General features: G+C 71.0%; 24 protein-coding genes. 12 read left to right on the top strand and 12 right to left on the bottom strand.

Features of this window, described 5'->3' with window-relative positions:
* Position 1: 1 nt before the first annotated feature.
* Positions 2 to 1,123, bottom strand: a complete 1,122-nt coding sequence (locus ASF22_RS00320) for a calcium:proton antiporter (protein ID WP_056260517.1) — start codon at positions 1,121 to 1,123, stop codon at positions 2 to 4.
* Between the two features lie 282 nt (positions 1,124 to 1,405).
* Here ASF22_RS00320 and ASF22_RS00325 point away from each other — a divergent pair, with 282 nt between their 5' ends.
* On the top strand, positions 1,406 to 3,121 hold the full coding sequence (locus tag ASF22_RS00325; RefSeq protein WP_056260519.1) for a DEAD/DEAH box helicase: 1,716 nt from the start codon (positions 1,406 to 1,408) through the stop codon (positions 3,119 to 3,121).
* A 272-nt stretch (positions 3,122 to 3,393) separates the two neighbouring features.
* Here the strand turns inward: ASF22_RS00325 and ASF22_RS00330 are convergent, their stop codons facing one another.
* Both ASF22_RS00330 and ASF22_RS00335 read right to left on the bottom strand, forming a co-directional pair.
* Positions 3,394 to 4,329 carry a hypothetical protein gene (locus ASF22_RS00330; RefSeq protein WP_056260521.1) on the bottom strand — a complete coding sequence of 312 codons (936 nt, stop codon included), beginning with the start codon at positions 4,327 to 4,329 and terminating at the stop codon, positions 3,394 to 3,396.
* 246 nt (positions 4,330 to 4,575) lie between these two features.
* A complete protein-coding gene (locus ASF22_RS00335) occupies positions 4,576 to 5,340 on the bottom strand; it encodes a hypothetical protein (RefSeq protein WP_056260523.1) in 765 nt (254 codons plus the stop codon).
* Between the two features lie 216 nt (positions 5,341 to 5,556).
* Between ASF22_RS00335 and ASF22_RS00340 the strand changes: the two genes are divergently transcribed.
* Complete coding sequence (locus ASF22_RS00340; protein WP_056260524.1) at positions 5,557 to 6,993, top strand: ATP-binding protein; 1,437 nt, start codon at positions 5,557 to 5,559, stop codon at positions 6,991 to 6,993.
* Positions 6,990 to 7,652, top strand: a complete 663-nt coding sequence (locus ASF22_RS00345) for a response regulator transcription factor (RefSeq protein WP_056169834.1) — start codon at positions 6,990 to 6,992, stop codon at positions 7,650 to 7,652. Before ASF22_RS00340 ends, ASF22_RS00345 begins: the two co-directional genes overlap by 4 nt.
* A gap of 9 nt (positions 7,653 to 7,661) precedes the next feature.
* On the opposite strand, the gene ASF22_RS00350 is transcribed toward ASF22_RS00345, so the two are convergent.
* The 4 genes from ASF22_RS00350 to tsaD are packed head-to-tail and all read right to left on the bottom strand — an operon-like array spanning position 7,662 to position 10,638.
* Complete coding sequence (locus ASF22_RS00350) at positions 7,662 to 8,078, bottom strand: EVE domain-containing protein (protein WP_056260526.1); 417 nt, start codon at positions 8,076 to 8,078, stop codon at positions 7,662 to 7,664.
* Between the two features lie 50 nt (positions 8,079 to 8,128).
* Positions 8,129 to 8,587, bottom strand: a complete 459-nt coding sequence (locus ASF22_RS00355; RefSeq protein ID WP_056260527.1) for an opioid growth factor receptor-related protein — start codon at positions 8,585 to 8,587, stop codon at positions 8,129 to 8,131.
* A gap of 2 nt (positions 8,588 to 8,589) precedes the next feature.
* Positions 8,590 to 9,582 (bottom strand): NAD(P)H-dependent glycerol-3-phosphate dehydrogenase, encoded by a 993-nt coding sequence (locus tag ASF22_RS00360; protein WP_056260529.1) that lies wholly within the window; start codon positions 9,580 to 9,582, stop codon positions 8,590 to 8,592.
* 12 nt (positions 9,583 to 9,594) lie between these two features.
* Positions 9,595 to 10,638, bottom strand: coding sequence for a tRNA (adenosine(37)-N6)-threonylcarbamoyltransferase complex transferase subunit TsaD (gene tsaD, locus ASF22_RS00365; protein WP_056169847.1), 1,044 nt, complete (start codon positions 10,636 to 10,638; stop codon positions 9,595 to 9,597).
* A 185-nt stretch (positions 10,639 to 10,823) separates the two neighbouring features.
* On the opposite strand from tsaD, the gene ASF22_RS00370 reads away from it, so the two are divergent.
* From ASF22_RS00370 to ASF22_RS00385, 4 genes are all read left to right on the top strand, one after another.
* On the top strand, positions 10,824 to 11,540 hold the full coding sequence (locus ASF22_RS00370; RefSeq protein WP_056260531.1) for a uroporphyrinogen-III synthase: 717 nt from the start codon (positions 10,824 to 10,826) through the stop codon (positions 11,538 to 11,540).
* 133 nt (positions 11,541 to 11,673) lie between these two features.
* The gene (locus ASF22_RS00375; RefSeq protein WP_056260533.1) at positions 11,674 to 13,893 is read left to right on the top strand and encodes a hypothetical protein; all 2,220 of its coding nucleotides are present in this window, start codon (positions 11,674 to 11,676) and stop codon (positions 13,891 to 13,893) included.
* A 134-nt stretch (positions 13,894 to 14,027) separates the two neighbouring features.
* On the top strand, positions 14,028 to 15,626 hold the full coding sequence (locus ASF22_RS00380) for a heme biosynthesis HemY N-terminal domain-containing protein (RefSeq protein WP_056260534.1): 1,599 nt from the start codon (positions 14,028 to 14,030) through the stop codon (positions 15,624 to 15,626).
* A 156-nt stretch (positions 15,627 to 15,782) separates the two neighbouring features.
* Complete coding sequence (locus ASF22_RS00385) at positions 15,783 to 16,910, top strand: DUF2336 domain-containing protein (RefSeq protein WP_056260536.1); 1,128 nt, start codon at positions 15,783 to 15,785, stop codon at positions 16,908 to 16,910.
* Between the two features lie 25 nt (positions 16,911 to 16,935).
* Here the strand turns inward: ASF22_RS00385 and ASF22_RS00390 are convergent, their stop codons facing one another.
* The 3 genes from ASF22_RS00390 to ASF22_RS00400 all read right to left on the bottom strand — a co-directional run bounded on the left by ASF22_RS00390 (position 16,936) and on the right by ASF22_RS00400 (position 20,126).
* Complete coding sequence (locus ASF22_RS00390) at positions 16,936 to 17,277, bottom strand: DUF1491 family protein (RefSeq protein ID WP_056260538.1); 342 nt, start codon at positions 17,275 to 17,277, stop codon at positions 16,936 to 16,938.
* 34 nt (positions 17,278 to 17,311) lie between these two features.
* The gene (locus ASF22_RS00395) at positions 17,312 to 18,082 is read right to left on the bottom strand and encodes a peptidoglycan-binding domain-containing protein (protein WP_056260540.1); all 771 of its coding nucleotides are present in this window, start codon (positions 18,080 to 18,082) and stop codon (positions 17,312 to 17,314) included.
* Positions 18,083 to 18,185: 103 nt separating this feature from the next.
* Entirely contained in the window at positions 18,186 to 20,126 is a 1,941-nt protein-coding gene (locus ASF22_RS00400; protein WP_056260542.1) for a PAS domain-containing sensor histidine kinase, read from the bottom strand.
* Positions 20,127 to 20,524: 398 nt separating this feature from the next.
* Between ASF22_RS00400 and ASF22_RS00405 the strand changes: the two genes are divergently transcribed.
* The 4 genes from ASF22_RS00405 to ASF22_RS00415 all read left to right on the top strand — a co-directional run bounded on the left by ASF22_RS00405 (position 20,525) and on the right by ASF22_RS00415 (position 23,827).
* Entirely contained in the window at positions 20,525 to 20,812 is a 288-nt protein-coding gene (locus ASF22_RS00405; protein WP_056260545.1) for a hypothetical protein, read from the top strand.
* Positions 20,813 to 20,895: 83 nt separating this feature from the next.
* Entirely contained in the window at positions 20,896 to 21,942 is a 1,047-nt protein-coding gene (cydB, locus tag ASF22_RS00410) for a cytochrome d ubiquinol oxidase subunit II (RefSeq protein ID WP_056260546.1), read from the top strand.
* Positions 21,939 to 22,112 (top strand): hypothetical protein, encoded by a 174-nt coding sequence (locus ASF22_RS23560; RefSeq protein ID WP_156368925.1) that lies wholly within the window; start codon positions 21,939 to 21,941, stop codon positions 22,110 to 22,112. Before cydB ends, ASF22_RS23560 begins: the two co-directional genes overlap by 4 nt.
* A gap of 248 nt (positions 22,113 to 22,360) precedes the next feature.
* Entirely contained in the window at positions 22,361 to 23,827 is a 1,467-nt protein-coding gene (locus tag ASF22_RS00415) for a sensor domain-containing diguanylate cyclase (RefSeq protein WP_082483448.1), read from the top strand.
* Between the two features lie 34 nt (positions 23,828 to 23,861).
* Here the strand turns inward: ASF22_RS00415 and dgcA are convergent, their stop codons facing one another.
* Positions 23,862 to 24,848 (bottom strand): N-acetyl-D-Glu racemase DgcA, encoded by a 987-nt coding sequence (dgcA, locus tag ASF22_RS00420; protein WP_056260548.1) that lies wholly within the window; start codon positions 24,846 to 24,848, stop codon positions 23,862 to 23,864.
* Positions 24,845 to 25,867, bottom strand: coding sequence for an N-acetyltransferase DgcN (gene dgcN, locus ASF22_RS00425; protein ID WP_056260549.1), 1,023 nt, complete (start codon positions 25,865 to 25,867; stop codon positions 24,845 to 24,847). Before dgcN ends, dgcA begins: the two co-directional genes overlap by 4 nt.
* 200 nt (positions 25,868 to 26,067) lie before the next feature.
* Here dgcN and maiA point away from each other — a divergent pair, with 200 nt between their 5' ends.
* Entirely contained in the window at positions 26,068 to 26,712 is a 645-nt protein-coding gene (gene maiA, locus ASF22_RS00430) for a maleylacetoacetate isomerase (protein ID WP_056260892.1), read from the top strand.
* Positions 26,713 to 26,803 lie beyond the last annotated feature (91 nt).

The raw sequence follows: 26,803 nt of genomic DNA on the forward strand, positions 1-26,803 counted from the left end.
ATCACGGGCTGAAGATCAGAACCAGATAGACGAAGAACACCACGAGGTGCACGGCCCCCTCCAGCACCGTGGTGCGCAGCCCCGAGAACGTCAGGGTGCTGAGGATCAGGGTCACGACGAGCAGCGTCATCTCCGTCGGCGCGAGGCCGAGGACCACGGTCTGGCCCGTCAGCAGGCCTACGGCCAGGACCGCCGGCACCGTGAGGCCGACGGTGGAGGTCGCGGCGCCGAGGCAGAGGTTGATCGCCCGCTGCAGCTCGTTGCGCGCCACCGCCTTCAGGGCGCTGATGCCCTCCGGGGTGAACACGATGGCTGCGATGAGGACGCCGCCGAGGGCCGAAGGCGCACCGAGCGCCGCGATGCCGTGGTCCAGGATCGCCGCGAGGCTCTTCGACAGCAGGACGATGGGCAGGATGTTGGCGAAGAGGAGACCGACGTGCTTCAGGATCGCGGCCGTCTGCCGGTCCGCCTCGGGCGCCTCGGCTTCGGGCACAACGGTGCCGGGGTTCGATTTCGCGATCCGCCCGCCGTCGTGGATGAAGAAGCTGCTGTGCCGTCCGGTCTGGATCAGCAGGAAGATCCCGTAGAGCGACACGGTGAACAGCGAGAACGAGATCGCCTGCACGGGCGTCAGGGTGCCGCCGCTCGTCGAGGTGGTGAAGTTCGGGATGATCAGCGCGATGGTGGTGAGCGGGATGATCACCGACAGGAAGGCCGACGTGCCCTGCAGGTTGTAGGATTGCTGGTGATGGCGCAGGCCGCCGATGAGCAGGCCGAGGCCGACGATGCCGTTGAGGACGATCATCAGCACGGCGAACATCGTGTCGCGTCCGAGCGTCGGCACCGCCTTCGAGGACAGCATCACGGCGGACACCAGGACCACCTCGATCACCACGATGGAGAGGGTGAGAACGAGGGTGCCGTAGGGCTCGCCGAGGCGATGGGCGAGTTCCTCGGCCTCGTGGACCACGCCGAACGCCGCCCACAGGATCACGAGGAACAGCCACAGGAACAGGCCCGTGGCCCAGAGCGGCGATCCGAGGTCGGCGAGCCAGGCGGGCCCGAACACGAAGAACGCGGCGACGCTCGCCCACGCCACGACCAGACGCAACACCGCCCCCATCTTTCCCCCTGTGGACGTCCGAATTCATGCCGCCATCGGGACGGACGGCACCGCCCGCAGGGCGGCTGGCTCACGGGGGCCACGGCCAAGCCCGAAAGACAAGCTTTAACTGTGCGGGAAACCACCCATGCGCGCGCAGACATGGCGCATGGCCGCGGTTCCGGCTACAAGCCACCGTATCCGTAACCGATCGAGGCCGGAATCACGCATCCGGGGGATCGATCCGCGCTTAGCGCGGCCATCCCCGGCGGGTTCCAGCCTGTTTGCCCGCAAGGCTCCTCAGTGCCCTTTCCGACCCTGCCGGCCCCGCTCTCCCGAGCTCTGGCCGCGCGTGACTACGCAGACCCTACCCCCGTCCAGAATGCGGTGATCGAAGCCGCCACGCAGGGGCGCGATCTCCTCGTTTCGGCCCAGACCGGCTCGGGAAAGACCGTTGCCTACGGCCTCGCCTTCGCCGACACGCTGCTCGACGGTGCCGAGCGCTTCGGTCCGGCCGGCGCGCCGCTGGCCCTGGTCATCGCCCCCACCCGCGAACTCGCCCTCCAGGTCGAGCGTGAATTGACGTGGCTCTACGCCGAGACCGGCGCGCGGGTGATCTCCTGCGTCGGCGGCATGGACCCGCGGCGCGAACGCGCCCAGCTCAACGACGGCGCCCACATCGTCGTCGGTACGCCCGGCCGCCTGCGCGACCACTTGGAGCGCCGCAACCTCGCCACCCAGGATCTGCGCGTCGCCGTCCTCGACGAGGCCGACGAGATGCTCGACCTCGGCTTCCGGGACGACCTCGAATTCATCCTTTCGGTGACCCCGAAGGAGCGGCGCACGCTGCTGTTCTCGGCGACCCTGCCCAAAGCCATTGCGACGCTGGCCGAGCGCTACCAGAACGACGCCCTGCGCATCGCCGTGAAGGGCCAGGAGCGCGGCCACGAAGACATCACCTATCGGGCCGTTCGGGTGATGCCGCGTGAGCTGGAGCACGTGGTGGTCAACACCCTGCGCTTCACCGATGCTCCGACCGCCATCGTGTTCTGCAACACCCGCAACGCCGTGCGCCACCTCCAGGCGGTGCTGACCGAGCGCGGCTTCTCCGCCGTGGCCCTGTCGGGCGAACTCGGCCAGGGCGAGCGCAACGCCGCCCTTCAGGCCCTTCGCGACGGGCGCGCCAAGGTGTGCGTCGCCACCGATGTCGCCGCCCGCGGCATCGATCTGCCCACTGTCAGCCTGGTGATCCACGCCGACCTGCCCCACGACGCCGAGGTGCTCCAGCATCGCTCCGGCCGCACGGGCCGCGCCGGACGGAAAGGCACCTCCGTCCTGCTGATCCCGGCCTCCAAGCGTCGCCGCGCCGAGCAGATGCTGATGATCGCAAAGGTCAACGCCGAGTGGGCCGGCCCGCCCACCGCCGAGGAGATCCGCGCCCTCGACGGCGAACGCATGTGGCAGGACCCACTGTTCACCGATGCCCCGGCCGAGGAGGATGTCGCCATGGGCGAGGCCCTGCTGGCCCGTCGCACGCCGCAGGAGCTCGCCGCGGCGCTGGCCCGAATCTACCGGGCGCGCCTGCCCGAGCCCGAGGATGTCACCGATCCGGGCGCCGGCCCCGAGCGCAAGGCCCGGCCGGTCTACGACCCCGCCGACACCGCCCGCATCGACGCGGAAGGTCCGTCTGTCTGGTTCCGACTCAACCTCGGCCGGCGCGACAACGCCGACCCGCGCCGCCTGCTGCCGATGCTGACCCGACGCGGTAGCATCGGGCGCCAGGAGATCGGGGCCATCCGGATCTTCGATCGGGAGACCAAGTTCGAGGTGCGCGGCGGCGCAGCGTCCCGCTTCGCCCAGACCTTTGCCAAGAACGGCTCGCCCGAAATCCAGGTGGAAGCGCTCTTGGACGGTCCCGGCAGCGATCAGGAGGCCAGCGGCCCCAAGGGCTTCAAGAGCCCGCGCGGCGCCCGTCACGAGCGCGAGATCGGCAAGAAGCCGCGCGCCCGGACGAAGTAGCCCGAGGCCCTCAGGCTCCTCTTCGGTGAGCGACCATCACCTCGCGAGCACGTCCCGACACCGGGTCGTGCTCGTTCGATCCCCGCTGGACCTGAACCGCAGGACCCGCGCGGAGGCCTCGAAGCCGGCCTTCGAACCGACCGAAGCTCCACGGCGAACGCCTTCAACTTCGATGCGCGGGGGTTCGGGCCGACGCGGACGATATTGATTGCAGTGGCTCGGTGCCTGAACTCATCGTACCCGATGACAGCAGCCCTGTGCCGACGTCGTTCTCAGAACTGTTCGGGGAAGCGCTTGACCGCGTTTCCGAGGGCCTCGACGCCTTCGACGAGCTTGCGTCCGACGGGGGCTAGGGACGGCACTTTCATGCCGAACATCTCGGTCTCCTCGGCTTCCGGCTCTGCGGCCTGGGCCGGTTGCGCGGCTGCGACCTTTTCGGAGGCACCCGGTACCGGTTTGGCGGCGGGCTTGGTCCGTGCCACGACCGGGGCGGGCTTCGCTTTCGGCCCGGCTTCGGCCGACGCCGGGGGAAGGGCCGCGAAGGTGCCGCCGGTCGTGGCACGGGCGCGGGTGGTCTCGACGGGAGTCGGGGCGACGAGGGGGGCCGTGCGGGCTTTCTCCACGAGGGCGACGGCGGGCGCGGACGGCACCGTCGCGGCATTCTCGATGGGGGGCAGGCGCGCGGGCTTCGAAGGGGACGCGATGTTGGCGACCTGAACCGGCTTGGTGTCGACAGCCTTCACGTCCGCAGGCTTGGTCTGGAGAAGCTTGACTTCGACCGCTTTCGTCTCGGGCGCCTTCGCTTCGACGACTTTGGCTTCGACGACTTTGGCTTCGAGAGCTTTGGTTTCGAAGGCTTTGGCTTCCTGGGCCTTGGCCTCGACCGGCGCGACGACGGCTCGAACCGGGAGCGGATCGGCCTCCGCCGGCACCGGACCCGAGGGCCGGTGGGACGACGCCAGGGCAGGAACGCCGTCGCGCAAATCCGGCCAATCGGCCGAGATTCGCCCGATCCGGACCTTGGACGGCGGCGGGCCGGCGAGACCCGAGAGCATCGAATACGCCCCTGCGGACAGGCCGACGAGGCCGACACCGCCCAGAACCGCGATCAGCGCGGCGCGCATGACGCGCGATGGCGCCTTGGGCTCGGCGGGCGCGCGCCCTTCGGCGGCGATGCGCCGCTCGGTCGGATCGATGGCAATCGACATCAGCGTGGACTCATCCCGAACACACCCGGCGGTCGCGTCCGGTCGATGACGCGGTGCCGTGTCCGTGAACTGATCCCGACAATGGGGCATGAAGATGTCCGGCACCGTATCGACAGTCGAAGCCCGAGATTACCCGGATTAGATCTGTGTTAGGCCGGAGGCTTTAAGGAGTGGTATCGCGGTTCGTCTTCGTCACGTCCCGGGACGACGCAGGCACCATCTTGCAGAGGTGCGTCGCGCCCCCGGCTAGGACGCTCGCTCGATGAAGTCGGCCTGCGCCGCCACCACCCGGGCAACGCCGCGGTCCGCGCGGTCGGAGCCCTTCGGCAAGGCCTCGCCCGCCAGGAGCCGGGCCTTGAGGGCGACCCGGCCCGGATCGCCCCAGCACGTCAGCAGCGCCTGGAACGCGTCATGGTGCGCGCTGTCGAACGCGATCGGTCGCCCGTTCGCGTCGCGGCACGGGTGTGGCGGATGGAGATGGGCGCACGGAACCAGACCGGAGGGGATCGGCGCGGTCGCCGCATGGGTCCGGCGCGCCCGTACGACCTCCGGGGCGACGTAGGCGCGCGGCGCGGCCGCGCCGGAGCCGACGGGAGCGCCGAAGACCTCGATCCGCCCGAGACGGGTCGTCATCACCACGTCGAGCCGGCGTTCCACGAGGAGCCCCGGCACCGGACTGCCGGGTGCGAAGGCCGCCCCACCGCAAGCTCCCCACAGGTTGTCGAGAATCCGTGGATCGCGGGTCCGCAGGCAGGCCGACCCCTGAGGCAGCCCGAGGCCGAGGTCGAACAGGAACGCCTCGCGATCCGTGGGCTGGGCAGCCGCGAGGTCGGGCCCGAGCGGCGTGACCACCTCCGGCCCGGGGACCAGAGCCGTCCCCACGGGCAGGCACAGGGCGACCGCATGGCTCCAGCCGCCACGGAACCCGGTTTCGTAGGCCACCGGCACGAGGTCGTCGGCGGGCGCGAGCATCAGGGCGCCGCGGCACGTCAGCCGGCCGAAACGCCCCATGGTCGCGACGGCCTCGCCGGGCGCACGACCGAACTCGGCCCCGGCACCGAATCCGCCGAGACTCCACCGGGTGGCCGGATCGTCGAGGAATGCGGCGAGCCGGTCCCGGATCCCCGCGGATTCATCGGGACGGGACGGCGCAGGGCTACACGTTCCATCCCGCCCGGACTCGGCTACAAGTGGAACGTCCCTCATCCGCTTCCCGGCACCCCCACCATGACGACGGCCCCCGCATCGAGCCCGCCCGGTTGGGCGGCCCGCCCCACCCTGTGGGCACGCTGGCCGACCCGCACGCGGATGATCGTCCTCGTCATCGCTATCGATCTCCTGGCGGCCCTGCTCTCGTGCGGGGTCATCGTGCTGAACGCGCGCTCCGCCGTCGAGGTCGAGATGAAGGCGGCCCTGTCCAATGTCGAGCTTCTCGTCTCCGACACCATCGATCTGGCGCAGGCCGCCTCGCCCGACACCCTGCTGCAGACCCTGCGCCTGCGTGTGCAGGGCCTGCGCCACGTGCGCGTCACCGTCCTCGACGCGGCGGGCGCCGTCGTCCCGGCACCGTCGCATCGCCAGCGCCGGGACGCCTACGACGCACCACACTGGTTCGTCGCCCTCATCGCCCCCGAGCCGCGCCAGCACGAATTGCCCATCGTGGTCCAGAACAAGCGCCTCGGCACCGCTCGCATCACCACCCAGCCGCGGGACGAGATCGACGAGGTCTGGGGCTACGCCGTCTCCCTGTCGCTGGCGAGCCTCATCGTCAGCCTCGGCCTCCTCGCCGCCCTTTACGTCGCCTTCGGCCGGGTGCTGGCGCCCCTGACGCAGGTCGCCGATGGCCTGACCCAGCTCGAACGGCAGGATTACACCGCACGCCTCGCGCCGCCGGCTTCGCGCGAACTCGCGGTCATCGCCGCCCGCTTCAACAGCGTGGCCCAGGCCCTGTCGGAAACCCGTGCCGCCAACGGGCGCCTCAACCGCCAGCTCCTCTCTGCCCAGGACGACGAGCGGCGGGCGACGGCCCTCGAGCTCCACGACGAATTCGGCCCCTGCCTGTTCGCCCTCGAAGCCAACGCCGCCTCGGTGATCCGCATGGCCGCCGCCGAGGCGGCGCCGGACCGGGGGAAGCTGACCCAGCGCGCCGAGGAGATCAGCGCCATCGTGGGTCAGGTCCAGACCCTCAACCGCGACCTCCTCAACCGCCTGCGCCCGCATGCCCTGGGTCAGGTGCCCCTGCCCGATTGCCTCGTCCTGCTCCTGCGCGACTTCACCCGCCGGCACTCGGGGACAGCCTTCACGGGCACGTTCGATCGCCTCGGGGCCGGCTACGGCGACGTCACCGATCTCACGGTCTTCCGCTGCATCCAGGAGAGCATGACCAATGCCGTTCGGCATGGCGGGGCCGCGCGCGTCACCGTGGAGGCGGGCGAAGTTCAGGACGGTTCCGGATCGCACCTCGCCATCGAAGTGCATGACGATGGCCGCGGAATCACGCCCGACCACCGGGTCGGGCTGGGTTTGTCGGGGATGCGCGAGCGCGTCGAGGCCTTGGGCGGCACATTGGCGCTTGACAATGGCCGGCCCGGGACGGTTGTCCGGATCATGATTCCGTTCGAGTCCGAACGGTCCGAGGACTCGAGCGCGATCCCCGCCGCATGAACGCGATCCACACCACTTCCCTCCGGGCCCCGGTCCTGGTCGTCGACGATCACCCCATCGTGCTCCAGGGCTGCCGCCGCGTGCTGGAGGATGCCGGCATCGAGCGCATCGCCGAGGCCACCACGGTGGTGGCGGCCTACCGGGCCTTCCACCGCCTGAAGCCGTCCATGGTGATCTGCGACCTGACCTTCCAGGGCAGCGGGCTCGCCGGCCTGGCGCTGATCCGCCGGATGCGCGGCGTCGATCCGCAGGTTCGGATCCTGGTGTTCAGCATGCACAACGATCCGGTCATCGTCGCCCGCGCGCTGGAGGCGGGGGCGCTCGGCTACGTCCTGAAGGACCACGCCTCGGGCGAGCTGTTCGAGGCGTTCGACCGGGTCCGTGCCGGACAGGTCTACCTCGACCGGCGCCTCGCCACGGAGGTCGCCATGCTGCGCACGGACCCGCGCCGCACGCCCGAGGCCCAGCTGACGCCGCGAGAGCAGCAGATCCTGGCGCGTCTGGCTCAGGGCAAGTCCTACGGCGCCATCGCGAGCGACCTGTCGGTGAGCTACAAGACCGTCACCAATGCGTGCTCGCAGATGCGCCAGAAGCTCGGCGTCCGGACGCTCGCCGAACTCATCCACGTGGCGGTGACGCAGGCCCAGCGGCAAGGGTGAGGTCAGGCATCAGCCGAGCCCGCCCATCGCCCGCACGATCGCCCACTCTTCCTCCGTCACCGGCTGCACCGACAGGCGGGAATTGTTGGCGAGCACCATGGCGGCGAGGCGCGGCTCGGCCTTGATCGCCTCCAGGGTGACCGGCCGGGGGAGCGCTTCCACCGCGCGCAGATCCACCATCCCGAACCGGCCCGTGGCGTCGGAATCGTCGGGGTAGTACGGGCGGATCACCTCCACCACGCCGACCACCGCCTTGCCCTCGTTGGAATGGTAGAAGAACCCCAGCTCGCCGACTTCCATGGCCTGCAGGTTCTTCTTGGCGACATGGTTGCGCACGCCGTTCCAGTGGGTGCCGGCGGCCCCGGCCGCGACTTGGCTGTCCCACGACCACGTGGCGGGTTCGGACTTGTAGAGCCAGTGGGCCATGCGGATCTCCGGGGAACGGCGGGTGCCATACCATCCGGGAAGCGTGGCCGTCAGTCCCCCGCGAGCGCGTTCGCCCAGTAGCGCAGGCTGTCCGGGTTGATCGGCGCGCCGGCCTCGGCATTGCGTGCGGTCACGAAGGCGTGAAACGCTTGCGCCTCCCGTGATCCCAACAGATTGCGAAGAGCCCGAAGGATGCGGGTGATGCGCAGGTGGTTGTGATCGTGGGCGCGCAGCCAGCCGTTGGTGTCCCCATAGAAGCGCATCATGCGATCACGCGCCGCCCGAAGACCCGAGAGCGCCGCCGGGTCGGCTCGGATCGCCTCGGCCTCGGCGCGGGTCAGCACGGGAGCGCCCGGCACGGCGAGACTCGCCTCGCGCAGCGGAAAGCACCACTGGATGAAATCGTGCACGCCCTCGATCCGGGCGTCGCCGAACGCGACCACGTCGGCGAGACGGCGTCCTTCGCCGTCCGATCCCTCGCCGGCGAGGAAGGCATGGATCGGCCCCATCCTCACTCGGCCTCCCCCCGGAGCGGGCGCGCCAGGAGCGCGGCGATGACGGTCTCGACGCTGGCCTCGCCCGCCACGACGGCGGCGACGGCCTCGGCCACGGGCATCTCGACGGCCCGCGCCCGCGCCAGGGCGACCAGGGCCGCAGCGGTGTAGGCACCCTCCGCGAGCTTGCCGCCGGCGGCGTCCTGGGGCGAGGCGCCGGCCCCGAGGCGCTGACCGAAGGCGAAGTTGCGCGATTGCGGCGACGAGGCGGTGAGCACGAGATCGCCGAGGCCCGACAGCCCCATGAGGGTCTCGGGGCGCCCGCCGTAGGCGCGGGCGAAGCGCATGAGCTCGGCGAACGCCCGCGCGATGAGGGCGGCCCGGGCCGATTCGCCTAAGCCCCGCCCGGCGACGATGCCGGAGGCGATGGCGAGCACGTTCTTGCCGGCGCCGCCGATCTCGACGCCGCGCACGTCGTCCGTGTGATAGACGCGCAGGTTCGGCCCCGACAGGGCGGTGGCGAGACGCGCGGCGTGCCCCGCGTCGGCTGCCGCCAGGGTCACGGCGGTGGGCAGGCCACGGGCGACGTCCGCCGCGAAGCTCGGGCCCGACAGGACCGCCACGGGGGCGTCAGGTCCGAGGATCTCGGCGGCGACGGCGCTCATGAAGCGGTCGCTGCCGCGCTCGATCCCCTTGGCGCAGAGGACGATCGCCGTCCCGGGGGCCCAGGACGGGGCGAGGTCGGCCAGCACCGTCCGCAGGGTCTGGGCCGGCGTCACCATGAGTACCGTGCCGGCGTCGCGCAAGGCGCATGCGTCGGCCGTGGCCCGGATGGAGGCGTGGAGGGGCACGCCGGGCAGGTAGCGTGCGTTCTCGCGGGTTGCTTCGAGGCGTGCGGCGGCCTCGGCGTCGCGCAGCCATAGGGTCACGGAATGTCCGGCGACGGCGGCGGCGTTGGCGAGCGCCGTGCCCCAAGCGCCGCCGCCGATCACCGCGATGGGTTTGCTCATGCGGCGCTCCTGTCAGGCCGCGGCGACGGGCTCGGCGAACGGCCAGCGGGCACGGGCCGGCGCGGTGAGATCGTCGACGAGGCCGAGGCGCAGGCGCTCGATGCCCGCCCAGGCGATCATTGCGCCGTTGTCGCCGCAGAGCGCGACGGGTGGCGCCACGAAGGCGAGGCCTGCCTCCCCGGCCTGGGTGGTAAGGGCACGCCGGATGGCGCCGTTGGCCGCGACGCCGCCGGCGGCGACCAACGCCGTCGGATGCCCGGCGACGGCGGCGAAGTCGCGCATGGCGACCCGCAGACGATCAACGATCACGTCGACCACCGCCGCCTGGAAGCCGGCGCACAGGTCGGCGACGTCGGCGCTGGACAGCGGAGCGAGCTTCTCGGCCTCGATCCGCAGGGCGGTCTTGAGGCCGGACAGGGAGAAGTTGGCTTCGCGCCGGCCCAGCATGGGCCGCGGCAAGGCGAAGCGCTCGGGGTCGCCGGTCTCGGCCAGGCGCTCGACTTCCGGCCCGCCGGGGTAGCCGAGGCCCAGGAGCTTGGCGACCTTGTCGAACGCCTCGCCGATGGCGTCGTCGATGGTGGTGCCGAGCCGCACGTAATCGCCGACGCCCTTGACCGCGACCAGCTGAGTGTGGCCGCCCGACGCCAGGAGAAGGAGATAGGGGAAGCCGATCCCGTCCGTGAGGCGCGCCGTGAGCGCGTGGGCCTCGAGGTGATTGACAGCGATGAGGGGCTTTCGCGCCACCAGCGACAGGGTCTTGGCGGTAACGAGGCCGATGAGCACGCCGCCGATGAGGCCGGGGCCGGCCGCCACCGCGATGCCGTCGACTTCAGCCAGACGCAGGCCGGCGCCGTCGAGGGCGCGCAGGATGAGCCGGTCCAAGACCTCGACATGCGCGCGCGCGGCGATCTCCGGTACCACGCCGCCATAGGCCGCATGTTCGGCGATCTGACTCAGGACCTCGTTGGAGAGGATGCGTCCGCGTCCGCCCTCGCCGGGGCAGACCACGGCGGCGGCGGTCTCGTCGCAGGTCGTTTCGATGCCGAGGACGTTCATGGGATCAGGACGTTCATGGAGCGGGTACGTTCCTGCGGCACGGGTGAAACCTACGGATGCCGCGTGAAGGCAGGCGAAAGCATCACCGGCTGCGGCGGCGAGCTGCTGCGTTGGATGCATCCTAGCCGGCCCGGCGCTATCAGGGCAACGAGGGGCAGGGCAACGACTGGACGAGGTTTCGTGGAATGCGGATCTGGGTGGCGCGGCCGGAGCCGGGGGCGACGCGGACGGGGCAGAGACTCCGGGCGCTCGGCCATGCGCCCCTTGTGGCACCCGTGCTGGCGATCCGCCCCACGGGCACGGTCCTGCCGGACGGCGCCTTCGCCGGCCTGCTGCTCACGAGTACCAATGCCGTCGCGGCCCTGACGGCGGCGGACCGGGCACGGTTCGCCACGCTGCCGGTGTTCGCCGTCGGCGCGCGGACGGCGGCCCTGGCGCGCCGGGCCGGGCTCGGCGCGGTTCGGGAAGCCGGGGGCGACGCCGCCGCCCTCTCCGCCCTCGTCCGCGCCACCCTGCCGGCTGGCAGCGCCCTCCTCCATGTCGCCGGCGCCGAAGGCAAGTCCGAGCCGGCCGCCTCCCTCAGGGCGGCGGGATATGCGGTCACCGCCGCCATCGCCTACGCAGCCGTGGCGGAGGCGACGCTTCCGCCGGCCGTGGCGGCGGCACTGGCGGCTCATCCGGCCGCCCTCGATGCGGTGCTGCACTACTCGCGCCGCAGCGCCGAGACCGCACAACTTCTGGCACGCCGCGCGGACCGAAGCGGAGCCTTCGGCGCGCTCAAGCATTACTGCTTGTCGAGTGACGTAGCCGCCGCCCTGGCCGCGGCGGGGCTTGACGCGCATTTCGTGGCGGCACGGCCGGACGAGGAGAGTCTTCTGGCGGGTTTGGTGGCGGGAACCTGACGGAAGGGCCTCGCTCCGGCGCGGGCCGTGATGCTAGGACGAATCTGAATAAGCTGGGCTGCGATCGCCGAACCCGGGGGCACCGAACCGGTGTCGGGTGACGACGGCAGCGTCGGGAAGGGAGCAACGAACCGTGAAACCACCCAACAGCGACGCCAACCGCCCGGGCAATGCGTCCGGCACGCGCCCGCCCGAGCCGGCAAAGCCGAACGCACCGACGTCGAACGCACCGACGTCGAACGCCCTTGGTGCCAAGCCGGATGCGTCGCCGAGCAAGCCCGATGCCCCGAAGACCGCCCCCTCTACGAGTGACACCAAGCCCGCCGTTGCGGGCGTCGGCCAGCCGGGTGCGCCGAAGCCGCCCGAAGCGTCCAAGGACGCCCAGCCCGTCGGCAAGGATGCCAGGCCGCTGGACGGCGTCAAATCCCCCGACGCCCCGAAAGCCGCTGCGTCCGGCGTGCTGGGTGGCGACAAGCCCGCGGATGTGAAGCCGCCGGAGCCGGCAAGGTCCGCCGACCTGTCGAAGGACGCGAAGCCGGAGATCGGCAAGAGCGAGGTGGGCAAGAGCGAGCCGCCGAAGCCGGACGCTTCCAGGGAACCCCCCAAGGATTCGCCGAGGACCGCGACCTTCCCGAGCGGCGCGCAGGGCGTGGCAAAGCCGTCCGGTGGGGCGACGGACGGTCCGATCATCGATCTGAAGGCCAAGCGACTGCCCGATCCGGCACCGGCCCAGAAAGCGTCGGCGACGGGCGCCGGCATCATGCCGGGTGTCGCCACCAAGCCGGCGGACGCCAAGCCCGGAGATGGTGCCAAGCCTGGAGATGGTGTCAAACCCGACGCCGGCACCAAGCCTTCGGATACCGGCAAGTTTGGCGAGACTCCCAAGGCGGCCGATCCGAAATCCGGGTCCGGCGGAACCACGCCGAAGATCGCGCCGACGCCTCCGGCAACACCGGCGGCGCGTGGGCCGGGCTTCGGCTCCGTCGCCACCGCCGGCCTTCTCGGCGGCGTCATCGGAGCCGGTCTGCTGTTCGCCGTCGAACGCGCGGGCGTGCTGCCTCAGGCCGACGACGGACGCCTCGCCGCCCTCGATCAGCGCATCGCGGCGCTGGCGCCGAAGGACGAGGTCGCGCGCCTGTCCCAGCGCGTCGCGTCCAACGAGACCGCCCTCAAGGCGGTGCCGGAGGCCGTCTCCACGGCCCGCGAGGCCCTGCAGAAGGCCAGCGCCGCGCCGGTTCCCAGCGGCGACGGCACCGCGCCGCAGGCGACCGCGACCCTGCCGCCCGACGTCGCCGCGCGCCTCGACAGCCTCGACCAGCGTGTCTCGGCCCTCCAGGAGGAGCCAGGCCAGCAGGGCGGCGAGGCCCGCATGGCGGTGGCGCCCGCGAACAACGACACCGCGCAGGTGACGGCCCTCGCCGAGCGCCTGAAGGCGGTGGAGGCCCAGATTGCCGCCGTGCCGAAGCCCACGGAGCAGCCCGACCTGACCCCGAAGCTCGCGGCGCTTCAGACCGCCCTCGACGACCGGGCCAAGGCCAATGCCGAGGCAATCAAGACCAACGCCGAGGCGACGCGCACCCTCGGCCAGAAGCTCACGGACGCGCAGCAGGCCCTCGACGCCAAGGTCCAGGCCGCCACCCAGGCGAGCCAGCAGGCGGCGGAAGCCGGCAAGACCCAAGCCGCGGAAGCCGCCAAGGGCATCGAGCGTCAGGTTCAGACCCAGCTTCAGGCACAGGGCGACAGGATCGCCGGCCTCGACAAGGCCCTGTCCGAGCGCGCCGAGGTTGCCACCGTTCAAGCCGCCTTGCGGGTGGTCTCGGCCGACCGGATCGTGACCGCCCTGAACGCCGGAACGCCCTACGCCGACGCCCTTTCCGCCCTGCGCAACTACGAGCCGGGTGATCCGGCCCGGCTCACCGCCGTGGCGGTCTTCGCCGATCGCGGGGCCCCGACGGCCCGTACCCTCGCGGCCGAATTCCGCACCGTGTCCGAGACGATCGCGGCGGCCCGCCGCTCCGCACAGGTGCGTTCGGTGGCCGAGACCGGCGATTTCAGCCAGAAGCTGATGAGCATGGCCGAATCCATCGTGCAGGTGCGCAAGGTCGATGGCGCGGCGCCATCGGCGCAGGGCGTAGCGCCCGCGGCCGACCCGCTGCCGAAGGTGCAGGACGCCCTCGACCGGGGCGCCGTCGCGGAAGCCGCCCAGGCCTTCGCGGCCTTGCCGGAGGATGTCCGCGCCCAGGCCGGCGAGTTCGGGACCAAGCTGAAGTCCCGCGCGGCGGCCGGCGAGGCGGCGCAGGCTCTGCTCGCGGAGGCCTTCAAGGGCCTGCCCGCGGCGGGCCCGTCGCGGTAAGGCACGGCCCCGTCGCGGCGGTATCCCCGCCCGATGCCGCCGACGAATGAATCGACGGGAGCATCCGAAGCTCCCGTTCCCGGATTACGGCGCCGCCGGCTCGACCGGCCCCACGCCCAGGAGTTTCTGATCCCATGTGGCGCGCTCTCGCCTTCCTGGCCCTCCTCGCCGTCGCCGCCTACGGCGCGACCTGGGTCGCCGACCATCCCGGCTCCGTCACCATCGTGTGGAACGGCTACGAAGTCGCCACCAGCCTCGCCATCGCGCTGATCGGCGTCCTCATCGCCGCCATCGTGGTCGGCTTCATCTGGGCCATCGTGCGCGGTCTCATCACCCTGCCGGAGGCCCTGGTGCGCGGCTCGCGCGACCGGCGCCGGGCCAAGGGCTACTCGGCCCTGTCGCGCGGCATGGTCGCGGTGGGCTCCGGCGATCCCATGGCGGCGCGGCGCCACGCCAACGATGCCGAACGACTGCTCGGTGCCGAGCCCCTCGCCCTGTTGCTGAAGGCCCAGGCCGCACAGATTTCGGGCGACCGCGAGGCCGCCGAATCGGCGTTCCAGCGCATGGTCGACGATCCCGAGACCCGGGTGCTCGGCCTACGCGGCCTCTTCGTCGAGGCCCGTCGCCGCGAGGACGACGTGTCCGCCCGTGCCTACGCGGCCGAGGCCGCGCGCCTCGCCCCGAGCGTCACCTGGGCCAACGAGGCCGTTCTGGAAGCCCAATGCGCCGACGGCGATTGGAGCGGCGCGACGGAAACCGTCGAGCGCCGGGCCTCCCTAGGCCTCATCGAGAAGGGTCTCGCCCGCCGTCAGCGCGCCGTGCTCCTCACCGCGGCCGCGCAGGAGCGCGAAGCCGGCGAGCCGGAAGCCGCCACCGAGCGGGTACTGCGGGCGGTCAAGCTCGCCCCCGACCTCGTACCGGCGGCAGCTCTGGCCGGGCGCCTGCTCGCGCGCCGCGGCGACCTGCGGAAGGCCGCCAAGATCATCGAGGCCGCGTGGCGCGCCGGTCCGCATCCGGATCTCGCCAAGGCCTACCTGACCCTGCGCACCGGCGATTCCGTGCGCGACCGCCTCGCCCGCGCCGAGACCCTGGCCCGGCTGTCGTCGTGGCATCCCGAGGCTCGCCTCGCCATGGCCCAGGCGGCCTACGAGGCGCGCGAGTTCACCCAGGCCCGCGAAGCCCTCGCACCGCTGCTCGCCGACCGGCCCTCCGTGCGGGCCTGCCTCGCCATGGCGCGCCTGGAGGAGGCCGAACACGGCGCCGGCACGGGCCGCTCGCGCGAGTGGCTCTCCCGAGCGGCCCATGCCCCGCGCGACCCCCTGTGGATCGCCGACGGCATCGCATCGGAGCGCTGGGCCCCCGTCTCTCCCGTCACTGGCCGCCTCGACGCCTTCGTGTGGAAGACCCCGACGGAGGTTCTGGCCGGTCCCTCGGAGACCGGGACGGACGAGGCCGAGCCGCCGGAGGGGGCGATCTTGCCCATCGAAGTCGCAAAGCCCCTGGACGCCGCGAAGCCCACGGAACCGGCCCGACCGCCGGAGTCCGCCAAGCCACCGGTGCCGGCCCAGCCGCCGGTGCCTGCTGGATTGAACGGTACGACGCCCTCCCCCGCGGCGTCCGGCATTCCCGCCGCCTCGAACCCGATGCCGGCCGGCACGTCGACACCCGTGGTCCTTCCGATGCCCAAGGCCGTGGACAAGGCGGCCGACGGGAAGGATCGCCGCGTCGTGTGAGACGTCGCGACAGCGCGGCGGATCACGGGTCGATGGACACCCTGTGATCTGCGGGGATGGCGCAGGACGACACGCGCCCACCCCCGGGGGTTTAAAGGCTGATTCACGCAAACACGCTAAGTCTCGGGACAGCGAGTTCTGCGTAATCGAAGTGCCATGCACCCATCTGTCGACGATGCGCCGGACCTCTCCGGCCTGATCGAACTGTCGCGCCTCGACACCCTCGATCTGAAACCCGTGATCCTGCGCGTGCAGACGGATCTGTTCCTGTCCGCACCGTTCCGCGACCGGAAGACCCTCGAAGCGTTCGAGGCCTTGGCCGGCGGCCTCATCCCCATCGTCGACGAGGAGACCGCCGAGATCGTCGCGCGCAAGCTCGCGGCCTTCCCGGAAACGCCGCCCGGCATCCTTGCGATCCTGGCCGCGCGCGGCGGGGCCGTCCGCGACGCCGTGATCGCGCAGGCGCCCACCCTCACCCCGACGGTGATCGAGGCTGCGATCTCGGACGGCACGGATCTGGGCGGCGCCATCGCGGCGCGTCCCGACATCGACCGGAGCACCGTCAACGCCCTGTCGGCCCGTGCGGTCGGCGAAGTCGACCTGGCGCTCGCGGGCAACACGCACATCGTCCTCGGGGCCGAGACCCTGGCCCGCCTCGTCGGGCGCGGACGGCGGTCGGCCGACCTCGGCCGGGCGCTCCTGGCGCGCACGGACCTCGTCCCGGCGGACCTGTCGCCCCTGTTCCTCTACGCCGACGAAGCCCGGCGCGACGCCATCGGCGAGGCGGTGGCCGCGACCGCGGCCCTGCGCCCATGCCCGCCACCGCCGCGCGAGGCCGGCGCGATCCTGACAGGCTTCTCGGGACGCGGCGACATCGCCGGCTTCATCGGAGCGCTCGCCGAGATGCTCGGCCTGCGCCGGGATTTCCTGGCCGCGACGCCGGACCCGCACCTGCGCTACGACCTGCTCACCCTCGCCCTGCGTGCCGCGGGCCTTCACGAGGAGGAGGCCGTCTACGTCTTCCTGACCCTCAACGAGACCGTGGCCCGCTCCGTCGACCGGGTGTTCGACCTGGTGAAGCTGTTCCGCAAGGTTCAGCGCCCCGCCGCACGCAGCCTGCTCGCCGCCATTCTCGACACCGCCCTGCCCGAGCGCGCGGGCGATGCACGGGCGCACCAGCCCTACAACGCCCCCGACGCCGCGCGCCCGCGCGTCTCGCCGGCCGCCGCCGAGCGCGCCCCCCTTCGCCCCGCCCTCCCCGGTCGCCTGCGCCAGAGTTCCTGAGCGTTCCTCGACGGGCGGAGCGCGCCTACTCGGCCAGATCGAGGAGGTGCCGGCCGGCGCGATCGTCGATCTCGACGATCCAAAGATCGTGATCGAACTGCACCTCCTTGCCGATGCGGAGCTCGACATCGGCGGGCTCGGCCTCGCGCATCAGTGCGACGAAGCGCCGATCCGTGTCGCCGTCCGTATCGACGAGGGATTGGGGCGCCGGCCCGTAGAGGTCGGCACGGCCGTCGAGGCGGTCCACCTTGACGAAGATCGCCCCCGCTTCCGCCGCGCCGCGCCGCCGCTGGACGGCGGCGATGCCCTCGATGCCGAGACGGCGCAGATGGGCCGAGACCCAGAAATCCGAACGCAGACGAGCCATCGCCCGGCTATAGCGGGATTTCCCGCGAAAGCGATCAGCCCGGCGATGCGGCGGCGCGAGCCGCGAGTTCGCGCAGGGTGCGGCCGGCGGGCTGGCCCTTCACCGGAAGCTTGCGGTCGCGCTCGAACCGCTCGATGGCCGCCCGAGTGCCGGTGCCGAGGACGCCGTCCGCCTTGAGGGGTCCGTAGCCGAGCTTGACCAGGGCACGCTGCGCCTTCGCCACCGCCGGATCGGCCTTCGGCGTGACGGACGCCGTGGTCTCGCCCTCGCGGATGATCTCCCCGATGGTGTCGCGGGAGACCGGACGCGGCGCGGGCTGGATGAGGGCGATCCGCGCAGGTTCGGACTTCGGTGCATCCGGCTTCGACGGCTCGGCGCTGGCGGGGTCCGCCTTGGCGGATGTCTGTGGAACCGCCGCCTTGGGAACGGCCGCCCTCGCCGCCTCGCTTGCATCGGCCCGGTTCGCCTCGATCCGGCGGGCGGGCGGCTTCTCGGCGATCGAGCGCGGCGCGGACGCGATCGGGCGCGGCGCGGGCTTGGGGAAGATCGGGGCCGGATGACGGCCCATCTGATAACCCAGCGCATTCAAGGAGATGAATCCCGCGGCACCTACGACGACGACGAAGCCGAGAACATCGCCGGGTCGCGTCACGCACAGGCGACCGGCCCAACGCACGACAGCGCCGAGATCGGACCGCCATCCGCCCGGCCGTGCGCTCGCGTCGGCGCGCTGACGCCGGGTGGCGGCATCGGCCCGGGGTCCGCGCGGCTGGGGCGGGACGATGATCTCGCGCTGATCGCGCATGGCGGCTCCCTCAAACTGGGCCGCCCCACCCGCGCACGGGACGCGGATGGGGGGTCGGGGCAAGCGGCCGGGTCCGGCCGCTCTGGGTGACGATGGGCCGGTCCTATCCGGCACGCCGCAGGGGCGAACCTCCGTCGGGCACGTAGCTCTCGCGGACGGGCTCGGACGAGGCCTCGAACAGGCCGATGGGCCGACGGATCGGCGCCGGCGACCGCGCCGTGTCTGTGGCGCCGGGAACGCGTGAAGCCGTGCGGATCGGAGCCGGACCGGCGAGGTTGGCCTGCGTCCGGCAGGTCACCGGCAGGGTGACGATGACGCTCGTGCCCTGGCCCGGAACACTCTCGATGGCGATGGCGCCGCTGTGCAGGCCGACGAGCCCCTGGACCACGGAGAGACCGAGGCCCGTGCCCTCGTGCGAGCGGCGGGTGTCGCTCTGAGCCTGGAAGAAGGGGTCGCCGACCCGGGGCAGATCGTCGGCCGCGATGCCGATTCCGGTGTCGGTGACGATGAGATCGAGGTGATGGCCAGCCTGCCGGATGGCGACCTCCACCCGCCCGCCGGACGGCGTGAACTTCACGGCGTTCGACAGGAGGTTGATCATCATCTGCCGGCAGGCGCGCAGGTCGGCCGTGATGTGGATCGGTGCGGTATCGTTGGAGCGGACGAGGACCACGCCGGCCTTCACGGCCCTGAGCTGCATCAGGTCGCAGCAGGTCCGCACGAGGGCGTTGAGGTCGAAGGTCTCCGGCGCGTAATCGAAGTGGCCGCTTTGGATTCGGGACATGTCGAGGAGCGTGTTGACCACGTCGAGGAGGTGCTTGCCCGAATCACCGATGATCACGGCGTATTCCCGGCTCTGCTCCGGTCCGATGGTCATCGCGCCCTCGCCCGCCAGGACTTCCGAGAACCCGATGATGGCGTTGAGCGGCGTGCGCAGCTCGTGGCTCACGGTGGCGAGGAAGCGGCTCTTCACCTCGTCGGCGCGCTCGGCCTCGGCGCGGGCGCGCTCCAATTCCTCGGCGTGGCGGCGGTGCTCCGTGACGTCGCGGGTCACGGCGACGACGCTCGAGCCGGAAGCCAGGGCATTGGGCAGGCCGGTGCGGGCGGCGTCGATGCGGTGGGCCCGCATCTCGGCGAAGATCACGCGGGGGGCCCCCTCGGCCCGCACGGCGGCGGCGTCGAGTTGGAGACGGAACTGCACCGTGGCGGGCACGCCGTGAGCGGCGACGTCGCTGAGGGTCTGAAGCAGGGCCGGCCGGTCGCCGACATGAACGCGCTCCAGGAGGCCGTGACCGCGCAGGCGGCTTGCCTCGGCGCCGATGAAGCGGGCCGACGACGCGCTGGCCTCGATGACGCGTCCGTTGCAATCGTGCCAGGTCACGAGGTCGTCGATAGCCGACAGGAGCATGCGATCGCGCAGTTCGTTGTCGCGCAGCTTGGCGAGCCACCGGCCTTCGTGGCGGAAGTGCTCGATGGCCTGGGCGGTGATGTGGCCGATGGCCGTGATGGCGAAGACCGGCATGGCGAGAGTCCGGGACCATTCCATCAGGACGCCGCTGACGCCGAGCGGCGGCAGGAACGCGACGGCGAGCGCCCCGAGGGCCGCCACGATGGCGGCCGCGAGGGTTGCCCGGCGCGAGCCCGAGACCACGGCCTCGAGGGGAATCGCCACGAGCCAGATGGCGGCGGCGGAGTTGGCGCCGCCCGTCATCATCGCGAGGCAGACCACGAGGCCAGTGAGGCCGGCCGACGAGATCGCGTGTGCCACCCAGAGGATCCCGTTGCGCGACAGGAGGACGGCGGCGAAGACCGGGAGCAGCAGGCTGGCGATGGCGAGGGCCTCGATGCCGCTCGGCACGCCCCGCAGAAGCAGGTAGGGCGGCAGACCCAGCATCATCACCAAACCGGTGGCCAGGCGCGAGACGAGGAAGCGCTCATGACGAAACCGCACGGCGGCGTCGTCGATCACCGACTCATGGACGAGACCCGCCAAACGGGTATCGATGAGGGACGCCAGGGCACCGTAGATACGCAATACCGACACGCACAGCGCGGATGGAGGCCTTACCGGCCCGTCCGACGCCCCTTGGTTCGACTTGAACTCGGGCTCGACCTGAACTCGACTGACCGAACCGTCGCAGAGCCGACTTAAGCGAGTCTTGCGAGGGGGGTGCCGCACGTCTCCACATGCTTTCCGGAAAGTAACCGCATCGTCCGAGACGGATGGCTCTCGCGGCGGCACGCCCGAAAAATCCGGTGACGCCCGGCTCCTGATCGTATCGGCCCCACAAAGCCGACGACGCTTTCGATCTCAGACCCAATAAAACGCCGTTCACCATCGCGACGAGTCGTGTCGACCGGCTCATGTCTGCTTTACCACTCGCGTGCGTTCCTGGAGTTCACGCTGTTCGTCGCCGCCCCGTACGGACCCTGGACCGAGCCATGCTGTTCCTCATCCGTGCCGCCGTGGTGATCGGCGGCCTGTCCTACCTCGCGCTCCTGAGGGACCGCCCGGACGCCGTGCCGACCCTCCCGGCGGTGTCGCCGCAGGCGCCGGCCCACGCTCTCGCGGCCGCCTTCGACGCGATGCCGGCGGAACCGCGCGAACAGCTCGTGCGCGAAGGAGTGGACGGCCTCGTCCGGCGCCTCGGCACGACCCGTCCGGCCTCCGCCGATACCTTGGCCGAGGCCGACCGGCAGCCGCCGTGGCGGGGCGTCGCGTCGCGGTAGCGCCCCGGCGGGGTCCGGTTGGCATTGCGGGGATCGTGCGGCTAAACCTGTCGTCGGGAGTATGACGACGGGGGCGCGGTCGGATGTTCGGATTCGGCATGGACTACGAAGGGCCGGCCTTCTGGCTGCCGCTGATCTGGTCGGGACTGCTCGCGCTCGCGGTGGCCATGTACGTGGTCATCGACGGATTCGACCTCGGCGTCGGCATCCTCTTCACCGCCGCCCGGAAGGGGAATTGGCGCGACCGGATGATGCTCTCCGTGGCGCCGATCTGGGACGGCAACGAGACGTGGCTGGTGCTCGGCGGCGGCGGCCTGTTCGCGGTGTTCAGCGTCGCCTACGCGATCCTGCTGCCGGCCCTCTACCTGCCGTTGATCCTCATGCTCATCGCGCTGATCTTCCGGGGCGTCGCCTTCGAGTTCCGGTTCAAGGCGGAACGTTCGCAGGCGCTGTGGGACTACGCTTTCCATTACGGCTCCCTGGTGGCGACCTTCGCGCAGGGACTGGTACTCGGTGCCTTCGTGCAGGGCTTCCAGACGGAGGGGCGCGGCTTCATCGGCGGGACCCTCGACTGGCTGACCCCGTTCAGCGTGATGACGGGGATCGGCCTCGTTTGCGGCTACGGGCTGCTCGGGGCCACCTGGTGCGTGATGAAGACCTCGGGCGAGCTCGAGATCTGGGCGCGCCGCAAGAGCCGGCAGTTTCTTCTCGCCACCGTCGCCTGCATGGCCATCGTCAGCGCCTGGGTGCCGTTCCTCGGCCTCGACATCCAGTGGCGTTGGGTGTCCTGGCCCAACATCCTCTACGTCGCGCCCGTGCCGGTGGTGACGGCCTTGGTGGCCTGGGGCATCCACCGCGCCCTCGCGGGAGGACGGCATCTCGCGCCGTTCCTCCTCGCCATCGCGCTGTTCCTGCTCGGATTCCTCGGCCTCGCCATCAGCCTGTTCCCCTACATCGTACCGCCGCGCATGACGATCTGGCAGGCCGCCAACGCCGTCAGCGCCCTGCAATTCGCCCTTGTCGGCTATGCCGTGGTCATGCCCTTGACCCTCGCCTACACGGCCTACGCCTACTGGGTGTTTCGCGGCAAAGTCGCCGAGGACATTCAGGCGGGGGGTTACGGACATTGAGGGACGCCGGACGCGGCGCCGACCCCGGCGGGAGCGGCTCGGAGGGTAACGAATCCTCGGGTGCGTCGGGGCGAAACCGGCGCATGCTGTGGTTCGTGGTGTTCTACGCGGTGAGTCTCATCTCGTTTACCGCCCTCGTCTATGCCCTACGCTTCATCGTGCGCGGGTAGGTCCGATGGATACCTGGCGGCGATCGCTTCGCGAAATGGACTTCGCTCGACACGATCGTACGCACCACTGAAACCTTCGCTTCATTCCCTCGTGCTACCCTCGGGTTGTGTGGATGCGGACACGGAGGTAGCGTGTGGTGGCTCGTCGGCGGCGCATCCTTTCGGCGATCGGCTTGCTCGTGCTTCGCTTGCCTACGCTCCGCCTGGGGCGCCTCGGGATCGCCCTCGGAATTCTCGCGCCGATCGGCATGCTTCTCGTGTCCGGGATCATGCTACTCGACCTGCGCCGCGATGCCTGGAGCAAGGCCGAGCAGAATTCGAAGAACCTTCTCCAGGTTCTCGAACGCGACATCGCCCGCAACATCGAAATCATCGACCTGTCCCTCCAGGGCGTCATCGACAACCTGCGGGAACCCGGCGTCGCGCAGGCGACCCCGGAGATGCGGCAGCTCATCCTGTTCGACCGGGCCATCTCGGCGCGAGACATGGGCGTGATGCTCGTCCTCGACGAGCATGGCGAAAGCATCGTCGATTCCGGGGCCGTGCCGGCGCGCAAGCTCAATAATTCGGCGCGCGCCTACTTCCAGGCACACCGGGCGCGCGCCGATCTCGGCCTCGTGATCAGCGGCCCCATCGTGTCGCAGCTTCTCGGAACTCAAGTCCTCGTCCTCAGCCGCCGCATCGACAAGCCGGACGGCTCGTTCGGCGGTGTCGTTCTGGGCTCGCTGAAGCTGACGTACTTCAGCGGGTTGTTCGAGGATATCGGTCTCGGGCGCCTCGGCACCATCGCGCTGTATCTGCGCGACGGCACACGCATCATGCGTTATCCGTTCGACGGAGACACCATCGGCAAAAGCTTCGCCGAGGTCCCGAACTTCGTTCGCTTCGTCCGCGAAGGACGCGGCAGCTTCGTCAGCCGCACATTCAGCGACGGGTTCGAACGGCATTACAGCTTCACGGGCATCGGCGATCATCCGATGCTCCTCAACGTCGCCCTGTCCCGCGACGAGGTCGAGGCCGAGTGGCGCGAGCACGCCCTCGTCCTCGGCCTCATCGTCCTCGTGCTGTGCGGCCTCACCGCCAGCCTCTCGCTGCTGTTCGGACGCGAGTTGCGCCGCCGCTCGGAGGCGCAGGCGGAGCTGGCCCGGCTGTCGCAGACGGATGCCCTCACGGGCCTGTCGAACCGGCGGCGCTTCGAGACGATGTTCGATCGCGCGTGGCGGAGTGCCGGGCGCACCGGCGAACCGCTGTCCCTGCTCGTGGTCGATGCCGACCATTTCAAGCGCTACAACGACCGCTACGGCCATGCGGTCGGCGACGAGGTGCTGATCGGGTTGGCGCGCTGCCTCGCAGCCAGCGTTCACCGTCCCGAGGATCTCGTCTTTCGTGTCGGCGGGGAGGAGTTCGTCCTGCTCCTGCCCGAAACGGACTCGGTGGGTGCCCTGCGGATCGCCGATCGCGTCCACGCGGAGATGGCGACGCTGACGGTCGAGGCGGCGTCCCTGGGCGCGGGTTCGGTCACCGTGAGCATCGGCACCGCGACCGTCGTGCCGACCCCCGGCGTCGGCAGCGCGACGGCCGATCTCTACAAACGCGCCGATATCGCGCTCTACGAGGCCAAGGCCGCCGGCCGCAACCAGACCCGCTGTGCTGCGCCTGACACGACGAGCCGGACGCGTCGTTCGAGCCCGCTCCGGGTGGTCGGCGCGCCCTGAGGAGACCGGCTCACGGAGAAGTACGGAGCACGTCCTACCCCCACAACTCCGGCGTCGGCGGGTGGATCAGGCTGCCGTCGAACACCAGGGCGGGGTCTCGGTCCCGCGCCAAAAGCAGCGGACCGTCGAGATCGACGAAGTCGGCGTGGTGCGCGAGCAGCATGGCGGGCGCCATGGCGAGCGATGTTCCGACCATGCAGCCGATCATCAGGGAGAAGCCGCGGGCGCGGGCCTCGTGCGCCAGCATCACCGCCTCGGTGAGGCCGCCGGCCTTGTCGAGCTTGATGTTGATGGCGTCGTAGCGGGTCGCCAGGGCGTCGAGGCCGGCGCGGTCGTGCAGGCTCTCGTCGGCGCAGATCGGGATCGGCCGCGGGATGGTGGCCAGGATCTCGTCCTCGCCCGCCGGCAGGGGCTGCTCGATGAGTTCGACTTGCGCCGCGACGCAAGCGGCGAGGTTCGCTTCCAGGGTCTCGGGCCGCCATGCCTCGTTGGCATCGACCACGAGGCGCGATCGGGGCGCCCCGCGGCGCACGGCGGCGATCCGGTCCGGGTCGCCCTCCCCCCCGAGCTTCACCTTGAGGAGCGGACGGGCGGCGGCCGCGCGGGCGGCGGCCTCCATGCTCTTCGGATCGCCGAGGCTGAGGGTGTAGGCGGTGGTGGCGACCTCGGGGGCACTGAGACCGGCGATCTCCCAGGCCGGGCGGCCGAGCTGCTTCGCCTCCAGGTCGAACAGGGCGCAATCGAGGGCGTTGCGGGCCGCGCCCGGCTTCATTGCGGTCAGCAGATCCGTCCGCGACGCCCCGGCCGCGATGGCATCGGCCTGCGCCAGGATGAGGTCACGCACGCTCTCCACGGTCTCGCCGTAGCGGGCGTACGGCACGCACTCGCCGCGTCCGACACGCCCCTCCGTATCCGTGATGGTGGCAAGGACCACGACGGCCTCCGTGCGGCTGCCGCGCGCGATGGTGAACGCCCCCGCGATGGGGAAGCGCTCGACGGCTGCGGTCAAGACCCGGCTCATGCGCTGGCCCCGGCCGGGAACTCGGCGACGAGGCGATCGACGATCTCCCCGACGCCGAAGCGCACGGGGTCGGTGGCCGGCAGGCCGTGCTCGCGGGCCAGATCGGCGAGCAGCGTCCGGGCGGCGCCCTCTTCCAGGCTCTGGGTGTTCACCGCGATCCCCACGGGGCGGATGTCGGGATTGGTGAGGCGTCCGAGTTGCACCGTGAGGTCGATGACCTCCCGGATCGTCGGCAGGGGATGCTGCACCCCCCGCATGGCGGTGCGGCTCGGCTCGTGGCAGACGATGAACGCGTCGGCCTGCGCTCCATGCAGCAGCCCGAGGCTGACGCCGGCGAAGGACGGGTGGAACAGGGAGCCCTGCCCTTCCAGAAGGTCCCAATGGTCGGGCGCGGCCGCCGGGGCGATCCACTCGACGGCGCCGGAGATGAAGTCCGCCACCACGGCGTCGATGGCGACGCCACGTCCCGAGATGAACACGCCGGTCTGGCCCGTAGCGCGGAAATCCGCGTCGAGGCCGCGATCCCGCATGCCGCGCTCAAGCGCCAGCACCGTGTACTTCTTGCCCACCGAGCAGTCGGTGCCGACGCTGAGCAGGCGCTTGCCGGGGCGCTTCGTGCCCTTGCCCGTGGCGAAAGTCTCGGAGGTGTGGCGCACGTCGTGGAGCTGGCGCCCGTTGGCCTCGGCCGCCGCCGCGATGGCCGGCACGGCGCCGAGGCGGGCGTGCAGCCCGCTGGCGATATCGAGGCCGGCCTCCAGCGCCGCGACGATCTCCGAGACCCAGTGGTCGGGCAGGACGCCCCCCGCGTTGGCGACACCGATCACCATCGTGCGGCAGCCCTTCTCCACGGCTTGCGCGAGGGTGAGGTCGGGAATGCCGAGATCGGCGGCGCAGCCGGGCAGACGCATCTGGCCGACGCACCATTCGGGACGCCAATCCTTGATGCCGTAGGCGGTCTTGGCCGCCAGGGTGTCGGGTACGTCGCCGAGGAACATGAGGTAGGGCGTCTCGATCTGCATGCTCGTCCATCCCTGGGGCCGCGCGCCCGCGTCTTCAGCGTCGGTCCGCTATGCGCGAGGAATCCCGCGCTGCCAAATTCGCCTGCGACAAAGCAGGATCACGGCCACCGCATCGGTTTCATGACGGTCCCCGGCGGAGGGGGTTGCGGTCCGGAGCGATGTCGGGTGTGGTCGCGCATCGCCACGGAGAGACGACGCGCGTGAAGATGTACGGCAACTGGCGCTCGGCCGCCGCCTTCCGGGTGCGGATCGCCCTCAACCTCAAGGGCATCCCCTGCGAAGAGACCTTCATCGATCTCGATGCGGGCGACCAATTCAAGCCAGAGTTCCTGGCGATCAACCCGCAGGGCGCGGTGCCGGCCTTCTTCGACGGCGACGGGCCGCCCCTGACCCAGTCGCTCGCCATCCTCGACTATCTCGAGGACATCCACCCCGCCGTGCCGCTGCTGCCGGCCGATCCGCGCGCCCGTGCACGCGCCCGCTCGCTCGCCCAGGTGGTGGCCTGCGACACCCACCCACTCTATGTGCCCCGGGTGCGCAACTACCTCATGCAGGCCTACGACATCCCGAAGGACCGGATGATGGGCTTCGTGCGCCACTGGTTCGAGAGCGGGTTGAAGACCCTCGAGATTCGCCTGACCCGGGAGCCTGGGACCGGACGCTACGCGCAAGGCGACGCGGTGAGCCACGCCGACCTCTGCCTTGTCAGCCTCTGGGTCGGCACCGGCATCTTCGGAGTGGAGACCGCGCCCTACCCGACGGTCCGGCGCATCGCGGAGGATTGCCTATCGCAGGAGGCCTTCGCGCGGGCGCACCCCCTGCGCCAGCCCGGCGCGCCTGCCTGACGCATAATTTTCTTTGACCCGAACGGGCTCACCCCAAATATAAGCGTTCTAAGAATGGGCGGTGCCCCCGGCGCCAAACGGCGTTCACGCT

The organism is Methylobacterium sp. Leaf87 (genome assembly GCF_001422775.1).
In the GTDB taxonomy this organism is placed as follows: Bacteria; Pseudomonadota; Alphaproteobacteria; order Rhizobiales; family Beijerinckiaceae; genus Methylobacterium.

Bases quoted from the DNA above. Each gene is read 5' to 3' on its own strand.
- ASF22_RS00320 (WP_056260517.1), bottom strand. From the start codon at position 1,123: ATGGGGGCGGTGTTGCGTCTGGTCGTGGCGTGGGCGAGCGTCGCCGCG.
- ASF22_RS00330 (WP_056260521.1), bottom strand. From the start codon at position 4,329: ATGTCGATTGCCATCGATCCGACCGAGCGGCGCATCGCCGCCGAAGGG.
- ASF22_RS00335 (WP_056260523.1), bottom strand. From the start codon at position 5,340: ATGGGGCGTTTCGGCCGGCTGACGTGCCGCGGCGCCCTGATGCTCGCG.
- ASF22_RS00340 (WP_056260524.1), top strand. From the start codon at position 5,557: ATGACGACGGCCCCCGCATCGAGCCCGCCCGGTTGGGCGGCCCGCCCC.
- ASF22_RS00345 (WP_056169834.1), top strand. From the start codon at position 6,990: ATGAACGCGATCCACACCACTTCCCTCCGGGCCCCGGTCCTGGTCGTC.
- ASF22_RS00350 (WP_056260526.1), bottom strand. From the start codon at position 8,078: ATGGCCCACTGGCTCTACAAGTCCGAACCCGCCACGTGGTCGTGGGAC.
- ASF22_RS00355 (WP_056260527.1), bottom strand. From the start codon at position 8,587: ATGGGGCCGATCCATGCCTTCCTCGCCGGCGAGGGATCGGACGGCGAA.
- ASF22_RS00360 (WP_056260529.1), bottom strand. From the start codon at position 9,582: ATGAGCAAACCCATCGCGGTGATCGGCGGCGGCGCTTGGGGCACGGCG.
- tsaD (WP_056169847.1), bottom strand. From the start codon at position 10,638: ATGAACGTCCTCGGCATCGAAACGACCTGCGACGAGACCGCCGCCGCC.
- ASF22_RS00370 (WP_056260531.1), top strand. From the start codon at position 10,824: ATGCGGATCTGGGTGGCGCGGCCGGAGCCGGGGGCGACGCGGACGGGG.
- ASF22_RS00380 (WP_056260534.1), top strand. From the start codon at position 14,028: ATGTGGCGCGCTCTCGCCTTCCTGGCCCTCCTCGCCGTCGCCGCCTAC.
- ASF22_RS00385 (WP_056260536.1), top strand. From the start codon at position 15,783: ATGCACCCATCTGTCGACGATGCGCCGGACCTCTCCGGCCTGATCGAA.
- ASF22_RS00390 (WP_056260538.1), bottom strand. From the start codon at position 17,277: ATGGCTCGTCTGCGTTCGGATTTCTGGGTCTCGGCCCATCTGCGCCGT.
- ASF22_RS00395 (WP_056260540.1), bottom strand. From the start codon at position 18,082: ATGCGCGATCAGCGCGAGATCATCGTCCCGCCCCAGCCGCGCGGACCC.
- ASF22_RS00405 (WP_056260545.1), top strand. From the start codon at position 20,525: ATGCTGTTCCTCATCCGTGCCGCCGTGGTGATCGGCGGCCTGTCCTAC.
- cydB (WP_056260546.1), top strand. From the start codon at position 20,896: ATGTTCGGATTCGGCATGGACTACGAAGGGCCGGCCTTCTGGCTGCCG.
- ASF22_RS00415 (WP_082483448.1), top strand. From the start codon at position 22,361: ATGCTTCTCGTGTCCGGGATCATGCTACTCGACCTGCGCCGCGATGCC.
- dgcA (WP_056260548.1), bottom strand. From the start codon at position 24,848: ATGAGCCGGGTCTTGACCGCAGCCGTCGAGCGCTTCCCCATCGCGGGG.
- dgcN (WP_056260549.1), bottom strand. From the start codon at position 25,867: ATGCAGATCGAGACGCCCTACCTCATGTTCCTCGGCGACGTACCCGAC.